We start from the raw sequence: 19,498 nt of genomic DNA, 5'->3' as shown, positions 1-19,498 counted from the left end.
CCAGTCGTGCTGATCACTCGTGTGGTTCATGACGAAGTCGATGACCACGCGCATGCCACGCTGGTGCGCGGCGTCCACGAACTCGACGAAGTCGGTCAGATCACCGGCCTCGGGCAAGGTGACGATGTAGTTGGCGACGTCGTAACCGTTGTCCAGCAATGGTGACTTGAAGAACGGCGGGAGCCAGAGGCAGTCCACTCCGAGCCACTGGAGGTAGTCCAGTCTCGCCGTGATGCCCTTGAGGTCTCCGACGCCGTCGCCGTTGCTGTCCTGGAAGGAGCGGACCAGGACCTCGTAGAAGACCGCGCGCTTGAACCAGTCCGGGTCCCGAGGCTTGGCGTCCTGTCTTTCAGGCAGCATGAATTCTTCGGTTGTCATGAGGGCCCTCTCCCTCGCTTGGTCGTGCCGGTTGCGGTAGAGCGCTTTCCTGACTCAACCGATGGTGAAGATGTGCGCGGGCGCCTCGCCCGGCGTCAGACACACGTAGTTGGTGGCACCCCAGGTGTACGTCCGGCCGGTCAACTCGTCGCGCACACGGAAGGCGCTGTCCGGCGGGACCTCGATGGCCGCACAATCCAGGCGGACCGTCGCCTCCTGGGTGTGGTGCGGGTCGAGGTTCACGACCACCAATACCGTGTTCGAGCCCTGTGCGGATGCGGTGGTCTTGGAGTACACGAGCAGCGCGTCGTTGTCGGCCTCGTGGAAGTGCACGTCCCGCAGCGTGCGCAGGGCCGGATTGCGGCGGCGGATCGCGTTGAGCGCGGTGATCAGCGGGGCGATCGTGCGGCCCTCCCGTTCGGCCGACTCCCAGTCCCGCGGCACCAGTTGGTACTTCTCCGAGTTCAGATACTCCTCGCTCCCGGCGCGCAGCGGGGTGTTCTCGCACAGTTCGTACCCGCTGTAGAGGCCCCAGGTGGGCGCCAGCGTCGCGGCGAGGACGGCGCGCAGTTCGAAGGCGGGACGACCGCCGTCCTGGAGGAACTCGTGCAGGATGTCGGGGGTGTTCACGAACAGGTTCGGCCGCATGTAGGACGCCGCCTCACCGCTCAACTCCTGCGCATAGTCCGTGATTTCCGGCTTCGTATTGCGCCAGGTGAAGTACGTGTACGACTGCTGGAAACCGACCGCGGCCAGGGTGTGCATCATCGCTGGCCGGGTGAACGCCTCCGCCAGGAAAATCACGTCCGGGTCACTGCCGTTGATGTCCGCGATCACCTTCTCCCAGAAGACGACCGGCTTGGTGTGCGGATTGTCCACGCGGAAGATCCGCACCCCGTGCCCCATCCACAGGCGCAGGATCCGCGTCGTCTCGGCGATCAGACCCGGCAGGTCCGCGTCGAAGGCGAGCGGATAGATGTCCTGGTACTTCTTCGGCGGATTCTCCGCATACGCGATACTGCCGTCCGGACGGTGATGGAACCAGTCGGGATGCTTGTCCACCCACGGATGATCCGGCGAGCACTGCAACGCGAAATCCAGGGCCACCTCCATGCCCAACTCCCGCGCCCGGCCCACGAAGTCGTCGAAATCCTCGAAAGTGCCCAGGTCCGGATGGACCGCATCGTGCCCGCCCTCGGGCGAACCGATCGCCCACGGCACACCCACGTCGTACGGACCAGGCGACAGCGAATTGTTGGGACCCTTGCGAAACGTGGTGCCGATGGGATGCACCGGCGGCAGGTACACCACGTCGAAACCCATCGCCGCGATGGCCGGAAGCCGCCGGGCCGCCGTACGGAACGTGCCGCTCACCGGCGGCTTCCCCGGCTCGACCACGGCCCCCTCCGAACGCGGAAAGAACTCGTACCAGGACCCGAACAGCGCCCGCTCCCGCTCGACGAGCAACGGGAAGGGCCGGCTCTCGGTGAGGCGTTCACGCACCGGGGCATCGCTCAACGCGACCCGCACCGCGGGGTCCGCGGCCGCGGCCAGCCGTTCCAGCGGGCTGCGGGCCGCATCGCTGAGCGCGGCCACGGCTGTGCCCAGAACCTCGCGCGTCTCCTTCTTCGCGGCGCGCGCCAGCGCCGCTTCCAGGTGCACGGCCCCCTGTTCCAGCGTGATCTCACAGTCCACGCCGGCGCCCACTTTGATCGTGGCGTCCCGTATCCAGGTGGCCACGGGATCACACCAGGCCCGCACGCGGTAGCTCAGCCGGCCGGGCGTGTCCGCACACACCTCGGCACTCCAGCGGTCCGTGCCCGGAGCCATCGGTGTCATCGGCCACCGGCCGACCTCGCGCCCGTCGGACGCACCCAGCACGACTTCGGCGCCGAGGACCCCGTCGCCCTCGACGAACACCAGGGCCGTGACCGTGAAGGACTCCCCCACGACCGCCTTGGCCGGGCGTCGGCCCCCGTCGACCGTTGGCCGCACGTCCTCGATGGGGACGGGGACAGCGGTGTTCGACAGCGTCGTCATGCGGTCTCACCCTTCTCGAAGGGAAGCGAGCGGCCGGAGCGCTGCGCCGCTTCTGCGGCCTCCCGGCCGCATCGCTCGCCTGTGACACGGCACAGGTCGGCGACGGCGCGCTCGAAGTTCATGCGTGCCTCGGCATCGGCCGGGGAAGCGAGGAATCGACGTTCCCAGAAGCGGTAGCTCGCCAGGCACCGGCCGACTCCTCCGACGACTCGTGGTGTCTCCATGGGTGGCCTCCCGGCCTCACGACGCCGAGCCCGGCGGACTCGTGGGGGTCGTTCACGGAGAGAGTTCACACCGTTACCGTCGGCGTCTCCTTCACTCATGTTGCGACGCCGTCGGCGATCCGTCCTGTTGAACGGAAGGTCGTCGCGCAGTCACGTCCGGTTGCACGAATGGAGTACAGCGCACACGCTGATCCATGACTCTCGATTGCCCCATGCTCACGGTCCGTGCGCACGGCTCCGCCGGCCCGGCGGTCCGTGAGCCACACGGTGAGGAGCAGGAACCATGCATCAGGCAACGCCCAGCTACTACCACGTCGCCGTGGAGGCGGCCCCCGAGCGCGTCGGCCAGATCCAGCGCATCGTGGCCGCGCACACGCGCTACTGGGGGCTCGAGCGGCTGACGCCCTCGGCGACCCGTGGTCTCGGGCTCCTGCTGGACCTGGCCGTCCAGGGGCACCCCGGCAGCCGTATCGAGGTCGAGTCGTGGTGGAACGGGCAGCACTTGATCAACGCCGTGTCCTACGAGGACCCGGTCGGTGGCGCCTCCCGCGAGTTCCCTCAGCGCTGCTCCGCACAGATCGCGGCCCTGAGTGACGGATGGGGCAGCTGTGCGCAGGACACCCGGCACATCGTGTGGTTCTCCCTGCGCAGCAGGACCGAGGTGCGCGAGGTGCTGGTGCCCAAGCTTCCGGTGCCGGATTCCAGCGAGGCCCTCCAGCTGCCGCGCTCCGCGGCGCCGGCCGCCCCTCCGCAGCCCGTGCTCGTCGACGCGGCCCCCGCTTCATGACGGCACGCCCGGCGGACGCCGCTCGTGTGCTCAGCGGGCGACCCTATCCGCTCGGAGCGACCTACGACGGCCACGGCACGAACTTCGCCCTGTTCAGTGCCGTGGCCGACCGGGTGGACCTGGTGCTCCTCGACGCGGACGGCGCCGAACGCACGGTGCCCCTGCCCGAGGTCTACGGGTCCGTGTGGCACGGCTACGTACCCCACGCCGCGCCGCCCCAGCAGTACGGATACCGCATCCACGGCCCGTGGGAGCCGGCATCGGGGCACCGGTGCGATGCCGGGGCGTTCCTTCTCGATCCCTACGCCAAGGCCGTCCACGACCGCGGCGGCGCGGGAGGTGTCGACGGGGAGGGCCTGTGCGGTGTGGTCGTCGACACGGCCTTCGACTGGTCGGGCGATGCTCCGCCGGATCACGCCTACGCCGACTCCGTCATCTACGAAGCACATGTGCGGGGCCTGACCGCGAGGCATCCCGGTGTGCCCGAGGACCTGCGGGGCACCTACGCGGGCCTGGCCACGCCCGCACTCCTCGACCACCTCACCGACTTGAAGGTGACCGCGGTCGAGCTGCTCCCCGTCCACCAGTTCGTACAGGACGGCTTCCTGCGGGACCGCGGCCTTTCCAACTACTGGGGCTACAACACGATCGGCTTCTTCGCGCCGCACCACGCCTACGCCGCACACGGCACGCTCGGCGAACAGGTGACCGAGTTCAAGAGCATGGTCAAGTCGCTCCACGCGGCGGACCTCGAGGTGATCCTCGACGTGGTCTACAACCACACGGCGGAGGGGAACGAGAACGGCCCCACGCTGTCCTTCCGCGGTATCGACAACGCGTCGTACTACCGTCTCGCCGACGACGACTTCAGCCGCTACTACGACACCACGGGCACCGGCAACAGCCTCCTCATGCGCCACCCCAATGTCCTGCAGTTGCTGATGGATTCGCTGCGGTACTGGGTCACCGAGTGTCACGTGGACGGCTTCCGCTTCGACCTGGCGGCCACCCTGGCCCGCCAGTTCCATGAGGTCGACCGGTTGTCGGCCTTCTTCGACCTCATCCAGCAGGACCCCGTGATCAGCCGCGTCAAGCTGATCGCCGAGCCCTGGGACCTCGGCGAGGGCGGCTACCAGGTGGGCAACTTCCCGCCGCTGTGGTCCGAGTGGAACGGCAAGTACCGTGACTGCGTCAGGGACACCTGGCGGGCCCGGGACCAGACCCTCGCGGAGTTCGCCTCCCGGCTCACCGGGTCCGCCGACCTCTACCAGCACGAGCGCCGCCGCCCGCGGGCCAGCATCAACTTCATCACCGCGCACGACGGGTTCACCCTGCACGACCTCGTGTCGTACAACGACAAGCACAACGAGGACAACGGCGAGCACAACAACGACGGTGAGAGCGACAACCGGTCCTGGAACTGCGGACAGGAGGGACCCACCGACGACCCCGGTGTGCTGTCCCTGCGCGCCCGACAGCAACGCAATCTCCTGGCGACCCTGATGCTGTCCCAGGGCGTGCCGATGCTGAGCCACGGCGACGAACTCGGTCGCACCCAGCACGGCAACAACAACGCCTACTGCCAGGACAACGCACTGACATGGGTCGACTGGAACCTCGACGGCGAACGCGCCTCCCTGCTGGCCTTCACCCGCGACCTCATCGAACTGCGCGCCGCCCACCGGGTGTTGCGCCGCCGGCGCTTCTTCCGCGGCGAGGCGCCCGCCGGCCACGACCACGGCCTGCCGGACCTGGTCTGGCTCCGCCCCGACGCGACGGAGATGACGGAGGAGGACTGGAACCGGCCCGACGCGCACGCCCTGGCCGTGTTCGTCAACGGCGACGCCATGGTGGAACGGGACAGCCTCGGAGAGCGTGCCGTCGACGACTCGTTCCTGTTCCTCTTCAACTTCTACTGGGACGCGATGGAGTTCCAGGTGCCCGACACGTCGCACGGCGTCTCCTGGACGACACGCATCGACACGGCGGAGGCCGACGGTGTGCCGGACGAGTCCGAGTTCAAGGCCGAGGCGACCGTCCGGTTGGAGGCGCACTCCCTGGTCGTCCTCTCCCACCGCACCGGCATGTGAGCGGCCGCCCCGTCGCTTCACATCGCATCGCTTCGCATCGGCGAGTCTGGGTACACGGCGGCTCCGGTGCACCGAAAGGAAACGTGACGCATGCGCAGTGTCGGGGTGGAAGAGGAACTGCTGCTCGTCGACCGTGACAGCGGAGAACCACGCTCGATGTCGAGCGCGGTCATGGCCGTGGCCGCCCGCAGCGGCGACGCGGCCTTCGAGGCCGAACTCCACCGCGAGCAGCTGGAGTTCGCCACGCACCCGCACGAGGCGATGTCGCAGCTCGCCGAGGACATCGCCCACTGGCGCAGGGCCGCCGCCGACCACGCGGAACGGCTGGGCTGCGCGGCCGCCGCTCTCGCCACCTCCCCGCTCCCGGTGAGCCCCACCGTGGGCAGCGGTGCACGTCACCAGTGGCTGGCGGAAGAGTTCGGCCTGACCACGCAGGAGCAGCTCACCTGCGGCTGCCACGTTCACGTGTCCGTCGATTCGGACGAGGAGGGCGTCGCCGTGCTGAACCGGATCCGTCCCTGGCTGCCCGTGCTCGTCGCGCTGAGCGCCAACTCACCGTTCTGGCAGGGCAAGGACTCCGGGTACGCCGGCTATCGCAGCCAGGTGTGGGGGCGATGGCCGTCGGCGGGTCCTGTGGAACTCTTCGAGGACGCCGCCGCGTACCACCGCCAGGTCGAGGACATGGTCGCCACTGGTGTCGTACGGAACGAGGGGATGGTCTATTTCGACGCCCGGTTGTCGGCCGCCCACCCGACCGTCGAGGTGCGCGTCGCCGATGTGTGTCTCGAGCCGTTCACGACCGTGCTGCTCGCCATGCTGGTCCGTGGTCTGGTCGAGACGGCGGCGCGCGCGTGGCGGTCCGGCGAGCCCGCTGCCGACCACCCCGTGGCGCTGCTGCGCCTCGCGGCCTGGCGCGCGAGCCGCTCGGGCCTCGGCGACCGGCTCGTGAGCCCTCGACTGATGCGGCCCGTACCGGCCCGGGCCGCCGTGGACGCGCTCCTCGAACATGTCCGGCCGGCGCTGGAGGACGCCGGTGACTTCGAGGAGGCCCGCGCGCTGGTCTCCCGGCTGCTGAGCGACGGCAACGGCACCTACCTGCAACGCGAGGCCTTCCGGCGTACGGAGAGTCTGCGGGAGGTGGTCGCGGAGTGTGTGCGCAGGACCCACAGCGGCGTGTGACACACCCGCCTGTCGGTCCGGTACGGCTACGTCCCCGGCTGACGGTCCTGTACGGCCACCTCAGGTCTGCCGGGAGTGCACCGGATCGTTCTCCAGCTCCTGCGGGCAGCTGCGATGGGCGCCGCGGGCGGACCGGTCACGTCGCCAGTCGAAGGTGGCGAGCACCAGCGACGCGATCATGCCGAGCAGGGCGGCCCCCAGTGCGACGGCCAGCGCGCCCCGATAGTCCTCGCCCCCACCGAGCACCAGGTAGAACAGGCCGGGCAGGGCCGCCGTTCCCACCGCCGCGCCGAGCCGCTGCCCGGTCTGCAGGGCGCCGCCCGCCGCGCCCGCCATCCGCACCGGCACATCACGCAGCGTCATCGTGATGTTCGGTGAGACCACGAAGCCACTGCCCGCCCCGCCGATGAAGAGGACCGGCGCGGCCAGCCAGGGCGCGATGTCCAGCGGGGCGAGACGCAGCAGCAGGGCAGTACCGCCGAAGCCGAGGATCACGCAGGTCAGACCGCAGACCGTGAGCAGCCGCCCGAACCGGTCCACGAGGCGCCCCGCGACCACCGACGCGCTCGCGGAGCCCAGGGCGAAGGGGGTCACGGCGAGGCCGGAGCGCAGCGGCGAAAAGCCGAGTCCGTGCTGGTAGAACAGCGCGAACACCAGCCACACCCCGCTGAACCCGATGAAGTAGAGGGTGCCGACCCCGGCGCCGACGGCATAGCCGCGCACGGTCGTGAACAGGCGTGGGTCGAGCAGCGGCTGAACGCCGCGGGCCACCAGGCGACGCTGCCACACCGCGAACACGATCAGCAGCACGGCACCGAGCGGGAACATCCACCACAGTCGGCCGAGACCACCCGAGTCCGCCTGCACCAACGGGTACATCAGCGCGAGTACGCCGAGCCCGAGGAGCACGACGCCGACGACATCCACATGACCGCGGCCGGAACGCCGGACGCGCGGCAGGAGACGCAGGCCGAGCAGGACGGCCACGAGGCCGATGGGCACATTCACGTAGAAGATCCAGCGCCAGCCGTCCGGTCCTGAGGCGAGGCCGAGGATCGCGCCGCCCGCGAGGGGGCCGACGGCCGAGGAGATGCCGACGGTCGCGCCGAAGAGACCGAAGGCGCGTCCGCGTTCGGCGCCGCGGAACAACTGCTGGATGAACGCCGAGTTCTGTGGGGCCATGAATCCGGCGGCGAGGCCCTGGGCGAGCCGGGCCACCACTAGCAGGCCGACGGTGGGGGCGGCCCCGCAGGCGGCGCTGCACAGGACGAAGCCACCGAGTGCGAGCAGGAAGATACGGCGCCGGTCCAGGGCGTCGCCGAGGCGGCCGGCCGTCACCAGCGCCAGAGCGAAGGCGAGTGCGTAGCCGGAGACCACCCACTGCACCTGTGCCGGTGAGGCGCCGAGGTCACGCTGGATGGTGGGCAGCGCCACCGCCACGATCGTCACGTCGAGCAGGCTCATGAATCCGGCCACCAAGGTGACCCACAGGGCCCGCCACCGTTGCGGGTCCGGTGTGTATCCGGCGTCCTGGCCCGCCACCCGACCACCCTGGCCGTCGCCGCCCGAGGGCGCCTTCGTCATACCGGGCTCCTTTCGTGCGCGGCGTACATCGGCTCACACCCCCGAACAGATCGGTTGACCTCCTTCGCCCACGGCAAACTCCCGGTGCCGTTCCGCGTCGGACACCCGGCCGACGGGCGCCCCTGGGATCAGCCATATGTTGAGGCTCGGAATCCTGGTCATCGGTGTCACGGACATCCCCCGCGCCGTCGCCTTTTGGACGCAGGCGTTGGACCTCGTCGCCACCGAGGAGTGGCGGAGCGACACGTGGCGCACGCTCGACCACGCCGACGGCTCCGGCCGCGCGCTCGGCCTGCTGCACAGCGACTCACCGGCAGAACCCCGCCCTCGCCTCCACCTGGACCTCTTCACGGACACCAGGGAGGAACAGCGGCGGAGGTCGACCGGCTGGCGTCACTCGGGGCGCAGCGGGTCGACTGGCCCCTGTACCCGCCCGAGCCCGACTTCGTCGTCCTCGCGGACCCGGACGGCAACCTGTTCTGCGTGGTCGACCTGAGCCATGCGCCCAGCGGCGGCGGCGTTTCGACCTGACAGACCGCGTGGCCCGGTCGGTCAGGTCGGTCAGGTCAGGTCAGGTCAGGTCAGGTCAGGTCAGGTCAGGTCAGGTCAGAGGACTCAACCGCTCCGGCCGCCACTCCCGCCTGATCAACCCGTACACCCACGAGTCGGACACCTCGCCGTCCACGACGCAGTCCTCCCGCAACGTCCCCTCACGCACGAACCCGATCTTCTCCAGCACCCGAGCAGACCCCGCGTTGCGCGTATCGGCTTCGGCCTGGACCCGATTCAGGTCCAACGTGTCGAATGCCCATCGCACCAGGGCGTGCGCGGCCTCCGTCGCGTAGCCGCGCCCCCACATCGCCTCGCCGAGGCAGTAGCCCAACGACGCACTGCGATACTCCGGGTTCCACGCGGTCACCCCGCACCAGCCGACGAAGGCCCCATCGGATGCACGGTCGATGGCCACCCGCGTCCCGGTGCCTTCCTCCGCCACCTCCCGACACTTCACGATGAAGCGCTCGGCGCGGGCCGGGTCGTCCCACGTCGGGGAATCCCAGTAACGCATCACGTGGGCACTGCTGTGCATCGCGAAGAGGCGCTCCGCGTCGGCGCCGGTGAAGGGACGCAACCGTAGGCGAGTGGTGTGCAGCGTGGGCGTGGCCAGAGTCATGCGCCCATACTGCGACCGCACGGTGCGGGCGGGACACCGAATATGTGGCCGTGATCCGGTCCTGCATGCTGCGTGCGGCAGTGCCCAATTGCTTCGGGGGCAGGAGGCGGCCTCGGCCACACCTCCGGCGCCGACGTCGTCCACGCCCCACCTGAACTCACCGGCGAACCGGGTCAGCCCTGCTTCTCGACCAGTGTGACCTCGAACTTCCTTGCCCCGGCGATGTTCCCGGCCGCGTCGATCGACCGGTACTCGATCGTGTGCGTGCCGTAGCGCGGCGTCGGGTCGCCCCACGGCACCGCCCTGGCGTCACCGATCTTTCCGTACACGAGGTCGTCGACGACGGTCCCCTGCGGCGTGAACCGGAACGGCGCGTCCGCGTCCGTCGGCCAGCCGTAGTACGTGTACCAGCCGTCACCGTCCACCCGGAACTGACTGACGACCGCGCCCTCCTGGTCGTCCCACCCGGTGAGCTTCATCGTGAAGGGGCCGTCGTACACGTAACGCGTCGGCTGCCCGGGCTTCTTGACGGTCCGCAGCGGCGCTGACAGCTCGTACGAGGTGACCGCGGGCTTCGCATCGACCGTCCAGGTCAGGACGGAGTCACCGGTGCGGGCCGTGACGGTGTGCGGGGTGCGACGGAGCCCGCCGAGGTCCAGATCCCGGTCGTTGCCCGGGTTCGCGACGTGCTTGCCGTCCACGGTCCAGCGCACGCGCGGGACGCCGGTCACCGGATGGGTGGTGTCCGCGTGGATCACGGATCGCGCGCCGACAGGGGTGTCGGTCGCGGTGTGGTGGGTGAACTCGGCGTCGGTCGCATCCGGTTGGGTGGTGAGCGTGCCGTCCACGGTCCATGCGACGCTGCGGGTCAGCGCCTGGGAACCCCGGATCTCGGGATCGCGGACGAACGGCGTCCGGTCGGTGACGGTCGCGGTCAGCTTGTGCTTGCCGCGCCCGATGCCGAGCTTCCTGAGGTCCAGGCTGCGGACGCCGTTCGCGACCGGCTTCCCGTCCAGCCGCCACACGGTGTCGAGTGCACCGCCGACCGGGTGCATGGTGTCGACGAACACGGTCCGGTCCGCGCCCACCGGGGTGGAGTCGGGGGTGTGGTCCTGTATCAGGTTCACCTTGCCCGAGATCGCCTTGACCATGACCTCTCGGCCGACCTGATCGAAGGCGTAGCCAAGGGTCTTCATCATCGAGTGCCTGCTGGGCCGCCAGACACCCTTGGCGCTGTACATGCCGCCCTCGTACGCTCCGATTTTGCCGCCCGCGAGGCTCTCCTCGCCGAGCCAGCGCCACCACTTCTTCTTGCGGGCGGCCAGCTGCTCGGGGGTGAGCACGGTGTGGTGGGCCGAGGCGGGCTCGCCGCCCTGGTAGGCGTCGCCGGGCTCGCCGCGGCCGTAGTAGTCGTACTCGTCCTGGAGCTTGCCGAGCGAGTGACCGATCTCGTGCGGCGTGATCAGCGAGGACAGGGCGTTGCCACCCGACGCGGTCGCGTAGGTGCCGCCCGCGCCGCCGTAGGTGTCGCTGTTTCCGAGCGCCACGATCTGCCGGTTGGCCGTGGTCGTGCCCGCCACGAGGTCGGCCTGCTCGGTGGCGGCCGCGCTGTCCACGGTCAGCAGCCGCTGCACGCTGTCCGCGCTGCAGCCGCCCCAGAACCCCATGCCGAGGCGGGTGTCACGGCGGGGCGCGTCGAGGCCCGGGTCGCAGTCGACGCCCGACTCCGCGGAAGGCGCCTCGACGGCCCAGACGTTGATGTAGGAACGGTAGGAGGCGAACGGCTCGATCGACCAGAGCACGTTCATGTGCCGCTCGACGTCCGCGCGGAACTCGGGCATCTCGTCGGCCGTGTAACCGTCGCCGAGCACCACCATGTTGAAGCGCTTCTCGGTGGGTCCGGTCTGCTGGATCGGCACGACGGTCGCGTTCGCCGTCGCATCGGTGGCGGACGCGGGGGCGGGCGTGGCGCTCAGAACGCAGCCGGCGAGGAGGGCGGCCGCGGCGGCCAGCGCCAAGGGTCTCCTTTGGATGATGGACATGGAACGGGAGCGTATGGGGGTGCCAACAAGCCGTAAAGGGACAGGAGTTCACTCGTCATCGTGCGCACGACATCGGTCGACCTGCTCGGGTCCAGCGAGATGACCTCGATGGCCCTGGTCTGGACGCACGAGCAGGGTCGGCCACAGCCGGTGAGGTCTCACTCGGCCGTGCCAGCGGGTGCTTCACTGCTCGGGGAGGCGGGAGCCGGCTGGTGTGACGGGGGCCACCAGTGCGGCGCCGGCATTCTGTAGCGTCTCGTACCTGTTTTACGTACGCGGCAAAGTTTCCCCTCAGGACGGTTCGACCCCCAACTGCCACCCATATGTGGCAGTCTCATGAATCTGGTTCAGATCACCGTGGAGGACCGTGGTAGCGCAGAACCGATCCGAGTACGAAGCATCGCTCGACCTGGGCACCTCCATGACCGACAGGACTTCGTGGACGCGCTGCGCGTCGACAGTCGGGCGGCGACGCTCTTTGCCGAACTCGGTGACGAGCGACGCATACGAATCGTCGTCGGAGGGCGGGTTCCAGCGGACCTCGGTGGTCCCGACGCAGTCCGCGTCCGGCACGGCTCCCGAGCCGAGCACGTCCAGTGCCTCGGCCACGTCCCGCATCCCGGGCTGCTCGTGGTCGACGCGCTCCAGTAGCGTCCGGGCGTTGGCGAGGTCGCCCCGTTCGAGGTGGACGAGGCCGAGCGCGTGCCGGGCGGGCCAGGCGTCGTCGGTGTCGATGCGGACGGCGTCGAGGTCGGCGACCAGCTCCTCGTCGGTGATCTCGCCGTCGCGCCACCGCCAAAGGCCGGAGTTGAGGGTCGCGTCGGCGTGTTGCGGGTCGGCCGCCAACGCCGCGGCGAAGGCATCGGCGACCTCCACGTCGCGGTCGAGGTCGAGCAGGGACAGCGCCCGGTTGTTGAGCTCGTCGGCGCGCAGGTCGGCGGCCTTCGGCTCCAGACGCCAATACCGGTCACCAGTCAACTCCCGGTACGTGTCGGCCAGTTCCCTGGCGACCGCCGCCATCGACCCCGGCCGCTGGTCGGGATCCGGATCGAGACAACGCTCCAGCCGATCGCCCAACTCCGGTGGCAGCGGCAGCAGTCCAGGACCGTACGACGCGCTCCCGTGCCGCTCCCTGACCGTGTCGTTCGCGAACGGCCCGCTGCCCCAGCGCGGGCCACCGGTGAACATCTCCAGGACCGTGACACCAAGGCTGAAGACGTCGATGCGCTTCCCGACGGGCCGGTTCGAAAGCTGCTCGGGCGAGGCGTACGCGGGCGTCCGCCCACCTGCCGAGACCGGCACACCGGCGCCGTGCGACGGACCCCCGTCATCCTCGACGGCGATCGGCCGGCTCCGCGCCAGGCCGAAGTCGGTGACCTTGGCGACGAGGTCACCGTCCTGGATGTCGAGCAGTACGTTGGCGGGCTTGACGTCGCGGTGCACCAGGCCCGCTGCGTGCGCGTGCCCCACGCCCCACGCCATCTGGACGGCCAGGTCCACGATCCGCGCCACGGCCACCGCCGGACCGCCCTCGTACAGGCGGCGATCGGCGATCCAGTCGTGCAGGCTGCCGTCCCCGACGCACTCGGCGAAAAGGTAGGGAAAGCCATCGACGGCACGCACGTAGTGACACCCGCAGATGTTCGGATGCAGCCCGAGCGCCACCCACGCCTCGGCCTCCCTGACGAACCGCTCGCGCTGCTCATCGGTCCCGAACGCCTCGGGTTTCGGTGTCTTGACCGCCAGATCGATCCCCCACTGCCGGTGCAGAACGCGCAGCACCCGCCCCATCCCACCCTCGCCCGCGCCCCCCCCTTCACCTCGTAGCGATCGTCGAGCACCTCCTCGATGCCCCTGTCCCCCATGGCCCACACGCCTTCACCGAATCGACGGCACCGTACTGCCCATCAGAGACCGGGACGGTGCGGCGTGCATGGGCAACGGGGCATCTTCTGGGGCGAGTTCACGCTTGCGTCAGCAAGATCTGTGCCAGCTCGCGCGGCTGGGAGTACATCGGCCAGTGTCCGGTGTCCATCTTGGCCAACGACCAGTGCTCGCTGTTCAGCAGCTCGGCCACGTCGTCGTCGAGCTCGGCCCCGCCGAGCAGACACTGGATGTACGTCGCCGGAAGCTCACCCAGCGGCCCGGCGAGCAGGGCGGGCTCGGTCAGCGTGGCACCCGGGTGCGGCGTCGAGCCACGCACGAGGCGTGCGATCGTGCACACCGTGGCCGGCCTCATGCAGATACGGCACCACCTCGTCCCACGCCCACGCCCCGAGCCGCGCACCTGCCACCAGCACGAAGTTCACCATGCCCGCACCGTAGGCCACGACCCGTCGCCACGCGCTAGGTTCCCCGGCCCGCCGGTCCTTCCAGGGCCTGCAGTGTGCCCGCGGGGAGTCGGTCGTTGCCCCAGCTGCGTTCGATGTAGCCGATGATCCCCGCGACGTCCTCCGCCGGCACCCGCTCCGGTTCGCCGTGTTCGAGTGGGTCTGCGTGGAAGATGTAGAGGCGCGAGGCGAACTGGTTGAACGGTAGGGAGGCCTCGCCGAAGCGTTCGCCGTTGCCCGCCGTGGAGACGACGACGCCGTCGCCCCAGTCCTGGCCGCTGTCGTTGTTCGGGTTGAAGAAGTAGACGCGCATGATGTCCTGCGGGTCCGGTGCCACCCGCAGGATCGTGATCGCGTGCCAGCCGATGTAGCGGGCCGCACTGTCGGTGACGGCGACGCCGGCCGGCTGCGGGTGGATCAGCGGCTGCTCGCCGTTGTAGGTCGGGTGGTAGCTCACGTGGAACTGGCGCAGGAAGTCGTCGAGGTCGACCAGATTGCCGGTCGCGACGTCGACGTTGATGTGGAACCCGCGCGCCGTCCACCAACCGTGGAATTCGGGGTTGACCCACCGGTGCGGGTCCCCCGGGCGATCGACGCAGCGCCGCCCCATCTCGGCGTAGATCCGGTCCAGGTGGGGCACCACGAGCAGCGACACGGGGTCCAGGCCCGTCGGCAACGTGCTCGCGACTCCGCCCTCGCTGTCCTTGGACGAGATCGGCAGGCCCTCGAAGTGCATGAGGATCTCGTCGTCGCGGGCGGCCCAGACCACCACTTGCAGCAGGTAGTCGGGGTCGTTGTAGGCCCACATCGACAGCGCGCGGGCCGACTGGCAGGTGGGGTTGTCGCCCTGCCCGACGCCGAGCGGCAGGCCCAGCATCGAGAGCACCCCCGCGACCAGCCGGGCCCGCGGCTCCGGCGTCTCGCCGAAAGCCGTCGCCAGTCGCTCGCGCGCGACCGGGTGGAGTTCGAGCGACAGCTGGCGCCACAGCGCGGGCACCACCGGCGGCTCGTAGAGGATGCCGCGGTCGAGCAGCAGCGCGAGCCCGTAGATGCATTGCGCGGTCTGCGAGTGCACGGCCACCTCGATGAGCCGGTGCACCAACTCGCTGTAGCGCAGCAGGCAGTTCCGGCCGGTGTCGGAGAGGCCGAGCGCCTCACCGAGGAGGTAGTCGCTCTCGCGCAGCAGGAACCGGAGCAGTTCCGCGTGGTACGGCGACACCAGGCCGGTGTCGTGCATCGCCCGCGCGAACCCCGTCGCCTCGTACTGCAGGCCGCCGGCGTCCATCGCTTCGAGCCGGGAGCGGAAGATCTCCATGCCCGGGTCGTCCCGGCACGCCTCGGTGGTTCCGAACAGGCTCGTGATGAGCCGGTCGATGCCCTGCCCCGACGACACACCGAGCGCGCCGTCCGGGTCGTTGCGGTAGACCGCGATCCGGGTGATCAGGGCCTGTACCGACTCGACCTGGATCGGCCGCTGGCGCAGGATCCGCCAGATCTCGTCGACGAGGTTGTCCAGGACGCTGTCGTAGCCGATCTCCTCGGCGAGATGCCGGAACAGGTCCCGGATCAGCTCCGCGGTACGGCCCTGCTGGACCCGCTCCGCCTCGCTGGGGGCGCTGAACAACAGTTCCAGGTTGGTCGCCAGGACCTGGGAGAGGAACTGGCGGGCGTCCTCGGCCGGCAACGTCGGGTGCACGTAGTCCCCGCGGGCGACCGCGAGCATCCGCAGCTCGCTGGTCGCCTCCATGACGACGGTGTCCGCGTCCGCGCTGTGCAGCCCCGGACCGACCAGCGCCGGAATGAGGATCTCCGGTGACGCCCAGTCCGTCCCCTGGAAGAGCCCGGCGTCCTCGATGGCCTGCGCCCTGTCCTGGATCGCCGCGGCACCGCCCGGCTGCTTGAGCACCCGCCGCAGTGCTTCCAGGACCCGCCGCAGCTTCGTGTGCTTGCCGAACTCGCGGGTTTCGGCCATGGCCTGGATGGCGTCGTCGAGCGAGGTCACGCGCTTGTCCAGCGTCGTGGTCTCACCGTTGACGTCGACGGTCGGTTTCAAAGGGTTTCCCTCGGGTTGGCCTCCTGCGTCCACGCGGTCGTCAGACGTAGAAGTCGAGCTCTTCCTGCTTCTTCAACAGATCGCGCATCCGGTAGGGGTCGTCACCGAAGAAGTACACCAGACCCCAGTGGGTGCCGAACGCGGTCCTCTTGGTGACGGTCTCCTCGAGCGGGGTCGAGAGGTCGTGGGACTCGTAGTAGTCGTCGTCCTCGGTCTCCTCGGGGATCTCCAGCTCGCTGACAACACGGCGGCGCGGATAGACGCCGAAGCAGCCGGCGACCCCGGACGCGTCGACGACCTCGCGCGGGAAGAAGGCGTCGATCTCCTCCTCGGTCGTCTTCGGGTCGAACGCCAGGACCAGCGCATGGTAGGCGTTGAAGCCGTATGCCCGCTCGAGCAGCTCGAACACCTTGAAGCCCGGCGGCCGGTAGGCGACCTCGCCGAAGTACATCTCGCCGTCACTGGTGACGAAGTACTCCGGGTGCACGAAGCCGAACTCGATGTCGAACGTCTTGATGAGCTTCTCGATCTGCGCCGTGATCTGCGGGCGGTAGCGCTCCAGTTCCGGGGTCGCCGGCACGAACACCGAATATCCCAGCGTGACGTACTCGGAGATGTTGAGGAACTTGATCTTCCCGTTGTGCACCCACGCCTCGACCGCGAACTCCCAGCCGTCGAGGTGGGATTCCATGAGGACCGGGAACTCCTCCTCCGGGATCGAGTCGATCTCGTCGGGGGTGCGGATGACGCGGTGCCCGAGGCATCCGGCCTTGTCGAACGCCTTGAGGTGGATCGGGTCGTTCGGGTCGCCGTCCAGCTTGAGCAGGGTCTGATTGACGCGCTTGAGGAACCGGATCACGTCGTCCCGGTCGTGCGCCTCCTCGAAGATGCCGACCCGGATGCCACCGAGTTGGGCGCGGCGCTTCATCAGCGCCTTGTCGCGCAGCAGCATGGCCTGACCGTACAGACGCGGGTTGCCGAGGAGGACGGAGTTGATCGCCCCCGCCCATTCGACCGTTTCCTCGTACAGCGGGATCGCGACGTCCACGCCCTCGTTCTGGAGTGTCTCGGCGATCTCCATGGAGCGGTCGTTGAGCCGCTCGAAGTTCCATGGCACGTACGGGATGTCGTGCTCGACGCAGTACTCCTCGGCCCACTCCGGGGCCACCACGACGTATCTCCGATCGAACCGGTCGAGGGCTTCCACTGCGTTCAGACTCCAGCCAAGAAGCGCTACGTAGCCCTTGTCCGGGTTCCTGGTGACCGGTTCGCGCTGCGGCATAGACAGTGTTCTCCTTCGGCGCGTGCGCTGCGCCTGTCGGGGGTGTGTCCGACTCGCCTGCCCGACGATCCGGTGCACAAACGCCGAGCGTGATCTCGTCCGGCGGAGACCAACCCCGCTGGTGTGCACGTGACTTGAGCGGACCTCCCCTGCGGGCGGCTGCGAGCTCCGGTCACTCGCCCCGGCGTTGGGCGGCGAGCGGTGCGATGCGGCCATGGACGCGGAAGCGGCCGACGGCGCTGCTCGCGGAGGGCTGCAGGTGGACCGCCACGGGGCCGGCGAAGGTATAGCCGGACTCCGCGGCGTGGCGGCGCACCTGGAGAGCCAGATGGCGGCCCAACTCGCCGCCGTGTTCTGTGAGTTGTTCGTGCACCAGCGGGGGCAGTTCGACGACGAAGCGGTTGGGTACCAGGACCCGTTGCCGGCCCAGGATCAGCGCCTGCTCGTCGCACCGCCTGCGCAGTATCGACACCACCTCGCCCTGCTTGCGCCGAGGCGGCAGCAGCAGCCTCCACAGGGCGTTCGTCCAGCGTTCCATCGTTTCTTCCACGTCGGTGACCACTCTCATCACGCTCGGCTGCCCGCCCTCGTACACAGGACACTCCCCCGATGGGGTGGCACGACGCCGTGCCCTCTTACGCGAGTGCGAGCCGCGTTTTCGGACGCGTGAGACCGGTGTGCGGGTGGTAGACGGACTTCCATCCCCGCGTCACGGCGGACACCTCGCCAGGTCGCAGGCGCAAGCGCTGGACGGGCGGAACCCCTGTCCGGAAAGGATGTGTGAGGCCCATGCCGGAGGAAGACCGGTCGATCGTTCATGATGTGTCGCTCGCGGCGGCCGTGGGGCGCCGGGCCCTGCCGATGAGACTGTGCACGGCGTTCGCCGAATCGCTGGGAGCGCAGCACGTGACCATGTCCCTGCTCCCGAGCTTCGAGCAGTGGCAGTTGCTGTACGCCAGTGACGAATACGCACTGCGCGCCGAGGCAGCCCAGTTCGCCCATGCGGACGGGCCCTCGATCGACGCCGCGCTGGGGACGCGGACCGTCCTCGTCCCCGACGTCCCCGGTCAGGCCCGTCATGCGCGGCTGCGCCGCTGGGCCGACGATCTCCCCGCGCTCCGGCACGTTCTGGCGCTGCCGCTGCACCGGCAGCGCCAACGGCTCGGCGTGCTCTGCCTGTACTACACCCGCTCCGCCCCGCCGGCCCCGGCACACATCGCGGAGGCCGAACGGGCCACCGCGCTCGCCCGCGAGGAGATCCTGCGCTGGCGCCCCGTGCATGCCGACGCCGACAGCCCCGAGCCGGTGTGGGCCACCGACACCCGCGCGGCGCGTTGGGAACGCGTTCACCGGGCCGCCGGTTACATCGCCGCGCGCGAGGAGTGCCCGGTCGCCGAGGCACTGAACTGGCTGCGGGTCACCAGCGTGCGCCGGCATCAGTCGCTGCTCGACACCTGCGACCACGTGCTGCAGCCGGTCGGCGCGCAGGTGGGCGTGGACCGGCGGGCCGCCCTCACGCGCTGAGCCCCCGTACCCCAGACACAAGGAGGGTCCAAGAGTGCGCACGCAGCAGGTACGCACGGAAAGCGAGACTCACGAACACAGCGACACTCGCGAACAGAACGACACTCACGAACAGGGCGACGTTCACGAACAGGTGGCGCTGCGCAAGCGGCCGGAGGCCGCCGCCGATGCCCGGCTGACGGCACACCGCTTCCTGAACCGACTGCGGCCCACCGTGGGCGAGCAGGACGCCGCCAGTGTCGAGCTCGTCGTCTCCGAACTCGTCACCAACGCCGTCCGCCACGCACGCGGCAGCCGCTGCTCGCTGCGGCTGCGGGCCCGAGCGGACAGCATCGTGATCGCGGTGGGCGACGCGGACCGGCGACCGCCCCGTGAACGTTCTCCGGACATGGTGAACGGCACCGGTGGCTTCGGCTGGCCCATGGTCCGTCACCTGTCCCGCTCGGTCACGGTGACCACGGGCCCCGGCGGCAAGACGATCCGGGCGACCTTGCCCCGGAGCGGCGCCCGCGTGAGCGAGTAGTCGCGTGGCCGTGTGGAGGCCCGGGGAAGCGGAGTGGCTCCGCCTCCCCGGGCCGCACAGGGTCGGGGGTGGCCGCACGGGTCGCGCCGTCCACGCGGAACGCCTCGCACCGCGGCACCGGCAGCAGGCTGTCCAGCGGAGGCCCGTCGGCCGCGGCCTAGGCGGTTTCGTTTAGATCAGTCGGTCGTTGGTCCGAGTGTGCCGTTGACTGACGCGCAGTGGGCGCGGATCGAGCCATTGCTCCCGGACCGGACACCGAAGCGGGGTGGCCGGTGGCGAGACCATCGCGAG

Annotated in this window: 15 protein-coding genes and 2 pseudogenes; 6 read left to right on the top strand and 11 right to left on the bottom strand. The window is 69.6% G+C overall.

The window, feature by feature from the left end; translation table 11 throughout:
- The 3 genes from ACIA8D_RS40450 to ACIA8D_RS40440 all read right to left on the bottom strand — a co-directional run.
- On the bottom strand, positions 1-378 hold a 378-nt coding region (locus ACIA8D_RS40450; protein WP_399240301.1), incomplete at its 3' end, for an alpha-amylase family glycosyl hydrolase.
- 54 nt (positions 379-432) lie between these two features.
- Positions 433-2,418, bottom strand: a complete 1,986-nt coding sequence (locus tag ACIA8D_RS40445) for an alpha-1,4-glucan--maltose-1-phosphate maltosyltransferase (RefSeq protein WP_399240299.1) — start codon at positions 2,416-2,418, stop codon at positions 433-435.
- The gene (locus tag ACIA8D_RS40440; RefSeq protein ID WP_399240297.1) at positions 2,415-2,642 is read right to left on the bottom strand and encodes a DUF5133 domain-containing protein; all 228 of its coding nucleotides are present in this window, start codon (positions 2,640-2,642) and stop codon (positions 2,415-2,417) included. Before ACIA8D_RS40440 ends, ACIA8D_RS40445 begins: the two co-directional genes overlap by 4 nt.
- 283 nt (positions 2,643-2,925) lie before the next feature.
- On the opposite strand from ACIA8D_RS40440, the gene ACIA8D_RS40435 reads away from it, so the two are divergent.
- The 3 genes from ACIA8D_RS40435 to ACIA8D_RS40425 all read left to right on the top strand — a co-directional run bounded on the left by ACIA8D_RS40435 (position 2,926) and on the right by ACIA8D_RS40425 (position 6,698).
- Positions 2,926-3,429, top strand: a complete 504-nt coding sequence (locus ACIA8D_RS40435) for a pep a2 (RefSeq protein ID WP_399240295.1) — start codon at positions 2,926-2,928, stop codon at positions 3,427-3,429.
- Positions 3,426-5,519, top strand: coding sequence for a glycogen debranching protein GlgX (gene glgX / locus ACIA8D_RS40430; RefSeq protein ID WP_399240293.1), 2,094 nt, complete (start codon positions 3,426-3,428; stop codon positions 5,517-5,519). Before ACIA8D_RS40435 ends, glgX begins: the two co-directional genes overlap by 4 nt.
- Positions 5,520-5,609: 90 nt before the next feature.
- Complete coding sequence (locus ACIA8D_RS40425; protein WP_399240291.1) at positions 5,610-6,698, top strand: glutamate--cysteine ligase; 1,089 nt, start codon at positions 5,610-5,612, stop codon at positions 6,696-6,698.
- 60 nt (positions 6,699-6,758) lie between these two features.
- Here ACIA8D_RS40425 and ACIA8D_RS40420 read toward each other — a convergent pair whose 3' ends face one another.
- Positions 6,759-8,282, bottom strand: a complete 1,524-nt coding sequence (locus ACIA8D_RS40420; protein ID WP_399240289.1) for an MFS transporter — start codon at positions 8,280-8,282, stop codon at positions 6,759-6,761.
- Between the two features lie 136 nt (positions 8,283-8,418).
- Here ACIA8D_RS40420 and ACIA8D_RS40415 point away from each other — a divergent pair.
- Positions 8,419-8,813 (top strand): annotated as a pseudogene (locus tag ACIA8D_RS40415) (VOC family protein).
- Between the two features lie 70 nt (positions 8,814-8,883).
- Here ACIA8D_RS40415 and ACIA8D_RS40410 read toward each other — a convergent pair.
- The 7 genes and pseudogenes from ACIA8D_RS40410 to ACIA8D_RS40380 all read right to left on the bottom strand — a co-directional run bounded on the left by ACIA8D_RS40410 (position 8,884) and on the right by ACIA8D_RS40380 (position 17,722).
- On the bottom strand, positions 8,884-9,453 hold the full coding sequence (locus tag ACIA8D_RS40410; protein WP_399240287.1) for a GNAT family N-acetyltransferase: 570 nt from the start codon (positions 9,451-9,453) through the stop codon (positions 8,884-8,886).
- A gap of 173 nt (positions 9,454-9,626) precedes the next feature.
- A complete protein-coding gene (locus ACIA8D_RS40405) occupies positions 9,627-11,495 on the bottom strand; it encodes a M64 family metallopeptidase (RefSeq protein ID WP_399240285.1) in 1,869 nt (622 codons plus the stop codon).
- 291 nt (positions 11,496-11,786) lie between these two features.
- Positions 11,787-13,286 carry a protein kinase gene (locus tag ACIA8D_RS40400; RefSeq protein ID WP_399240283.1) on the bottom strand — a complete coding sequence of 500 codons (1,500 nt, stop codon included), beginning with the start codon at positions 13,284-13,286 and terminating at the stop codon, positions 11,787-11,789.
- 172 nt (positions 13,287-13,458) lie between these two features.
- Positions 13,459-13,710, bottom strand: a pseudogene (locus tag ACIA8D_RS40395) (alpha/beta hydrolase); the annotation flags it as partial.
- A 131-nt stretch (positions 13,711-13,841) separates the two neighbouring features.
- Positions 13,842-15,878: a hypothetical protein gene (locus ACIA8D_RS40390; protein ID WP_399240281.1), complete on the bottom strand. Its 2,037-nt coding sequence runs from the start codon at positions 15,876-15,878 to the stop codon at positions 13,842-13,844.
- Between the two features lie 40 nt (positions 15,879-15,918).
- Positions 15,919-17,160, bottom strand: a complete 1,242-nt coding sequence (locus tag ACIA8D_RS40385) for an acetyl-CoA carboxylase biotin carboxylase subunit family protein (protein ID WP_385767704.1) — start codon at positions 17,158-17,160, stop codon at positions 15,919-15,921.
- A gap of 172 nt (positions 17,161-17,332) precedes the next feature.
- On the bottom strand, positions 17,333-17,722 hold the full coding sequence (locus ACIA8D_RS40380) for an FhaA domain-containing protein (protein ID WP_399240279.1): 390 nt from the start codon (positions 17,720-17,722) through the stop codon (positions 17,333-17,335).
- Positions 17,723-17,949: 227 nt separating this feature from the next.
- Between ACIA8D_RS40380 and ACIA8D_RS40375 the strand changes: the two genes are divergently transcribed.
- Positions 17,950-18,684, top strand: coding sequence for a GAF domain-containing protein (locus ACIA8D_RS40375; protein WP_399240277.1), 735 nt, complete (start codon positions 17,950-17,952; stop codon positions 18,682-18,684).
- A gap of 34 nt (positions 18,685-18,718) precedes the next feature.
- Positions 18,719-19,207, top strand: coding sequence for an ATP-binding protein (locus ACIA8D_RS40370; protein ID WP_399240275.1), 489 nt, complete (start codon positions 18,719-18,721; stop codon positions 19,205-19,207).
- The last annotated feature ends 291 nt before the right edge of the window (positions 19,208-19,498 follow it).

The sequence above is a fragment of the Streptomyces sp. NPDC051684 genome (assembly GCF_044453445.1).
Lineage (GTDB): Bacteria > Actinomycetota > Actinomycetes > Streptomycetales > Streptomycetaceae > Streptomyces.
This window is presented reverse-complemented; position numbering and strand designations above follow the sequence as displayed.

What these genes read in the sequence shown, in the direction of transcription:
- ACIA8D_RS40385 (WP_385767704.1), bottom strand. Translation starts at nt 17,160, where the DNA reads ATGCCGCAGCGCGAACCGGTCACCAGGAACCCGGACAAGGGCTACGTA.
- ACIA8D_RS40410 (WP_399240287.1), bottom strand. Translation starts at nt 9,453, where the DNA reads ATGACTCTGGCCACGCCCACGCTGCACACCACTCGCCTACGGTTGCGT.
- ACIA8D_RS40375 (WP_399240277.1), top strand. Translation starts at nt 17,950, where the DNA reads ATGCCGGAGGAAGACCGGTCGATCGTTCATGATGTGTCGCTCGCGGCG.
- ACIA8D_RS40405 (WP_399240285.1), bottom strand. Translation starts at nt 11,495, where the DNA reads ATGTCCATCATCCAAAGGAGACCCTTGGCGCTGGCCGCCGCGGCCGCC.
- ACIA8D_RS40435 (WP_399240295.1), top strand. Translation starts at nt 2,926, where the DNA reads ATGCATCAGGCAACGCCCAGCTACTACCACGTCGCCGTGGAGGCGGCC.
- ACIA8D_RS40445 (WP_399240299.1), bottom strand. Translation starts at nt 2,418, where the DNA reads ATGACGACGCTGTCGAACACCGCTGTCCCCGTCCCCATCGAGGACGTG.
- ACIA8D_RS40425 (WP_399240291.1), top strand. Translation starts at nt 5,610, where the DNA reads ATGCGCAGTGTCGGGGTGGAAGAGGAACTGCTGCTCGTCGACCGTGAC.
- glgX (WP_399240293.1), top strand. Translation starts at nt 3,426, where the DNA reads ATGACGGCACGCCCGGCGGACGCCGCTCGTGTGCTCAGCGGGCGACCC.
- ACIA8D_RS40440 (WP_399240297.1), bottom strand. Translation starts at nt 2,642, where the DNA reads ATGGAGACACCACGAGTCGTCGGAGGAGTCGGCCGGTGCCTGGCGAGC.
- ACIA8D_RS40400 (WP_399240283.1), bottom strand. Translation starts at nt 13,286, where the DNA reads ATGGGGCGGGTGCTGCGCGTTCTGCACCGGCAGTGGGGGATCGATCTG.
- ACIA8D_RS40420 (WP_399240289.1), bottom strand. Translation starts at nt 8,282, where the DNA reads ATGACGAAGGCGCCCTCGGGCGGCGACGGCCAGGGTGGTCGGGTGGCG.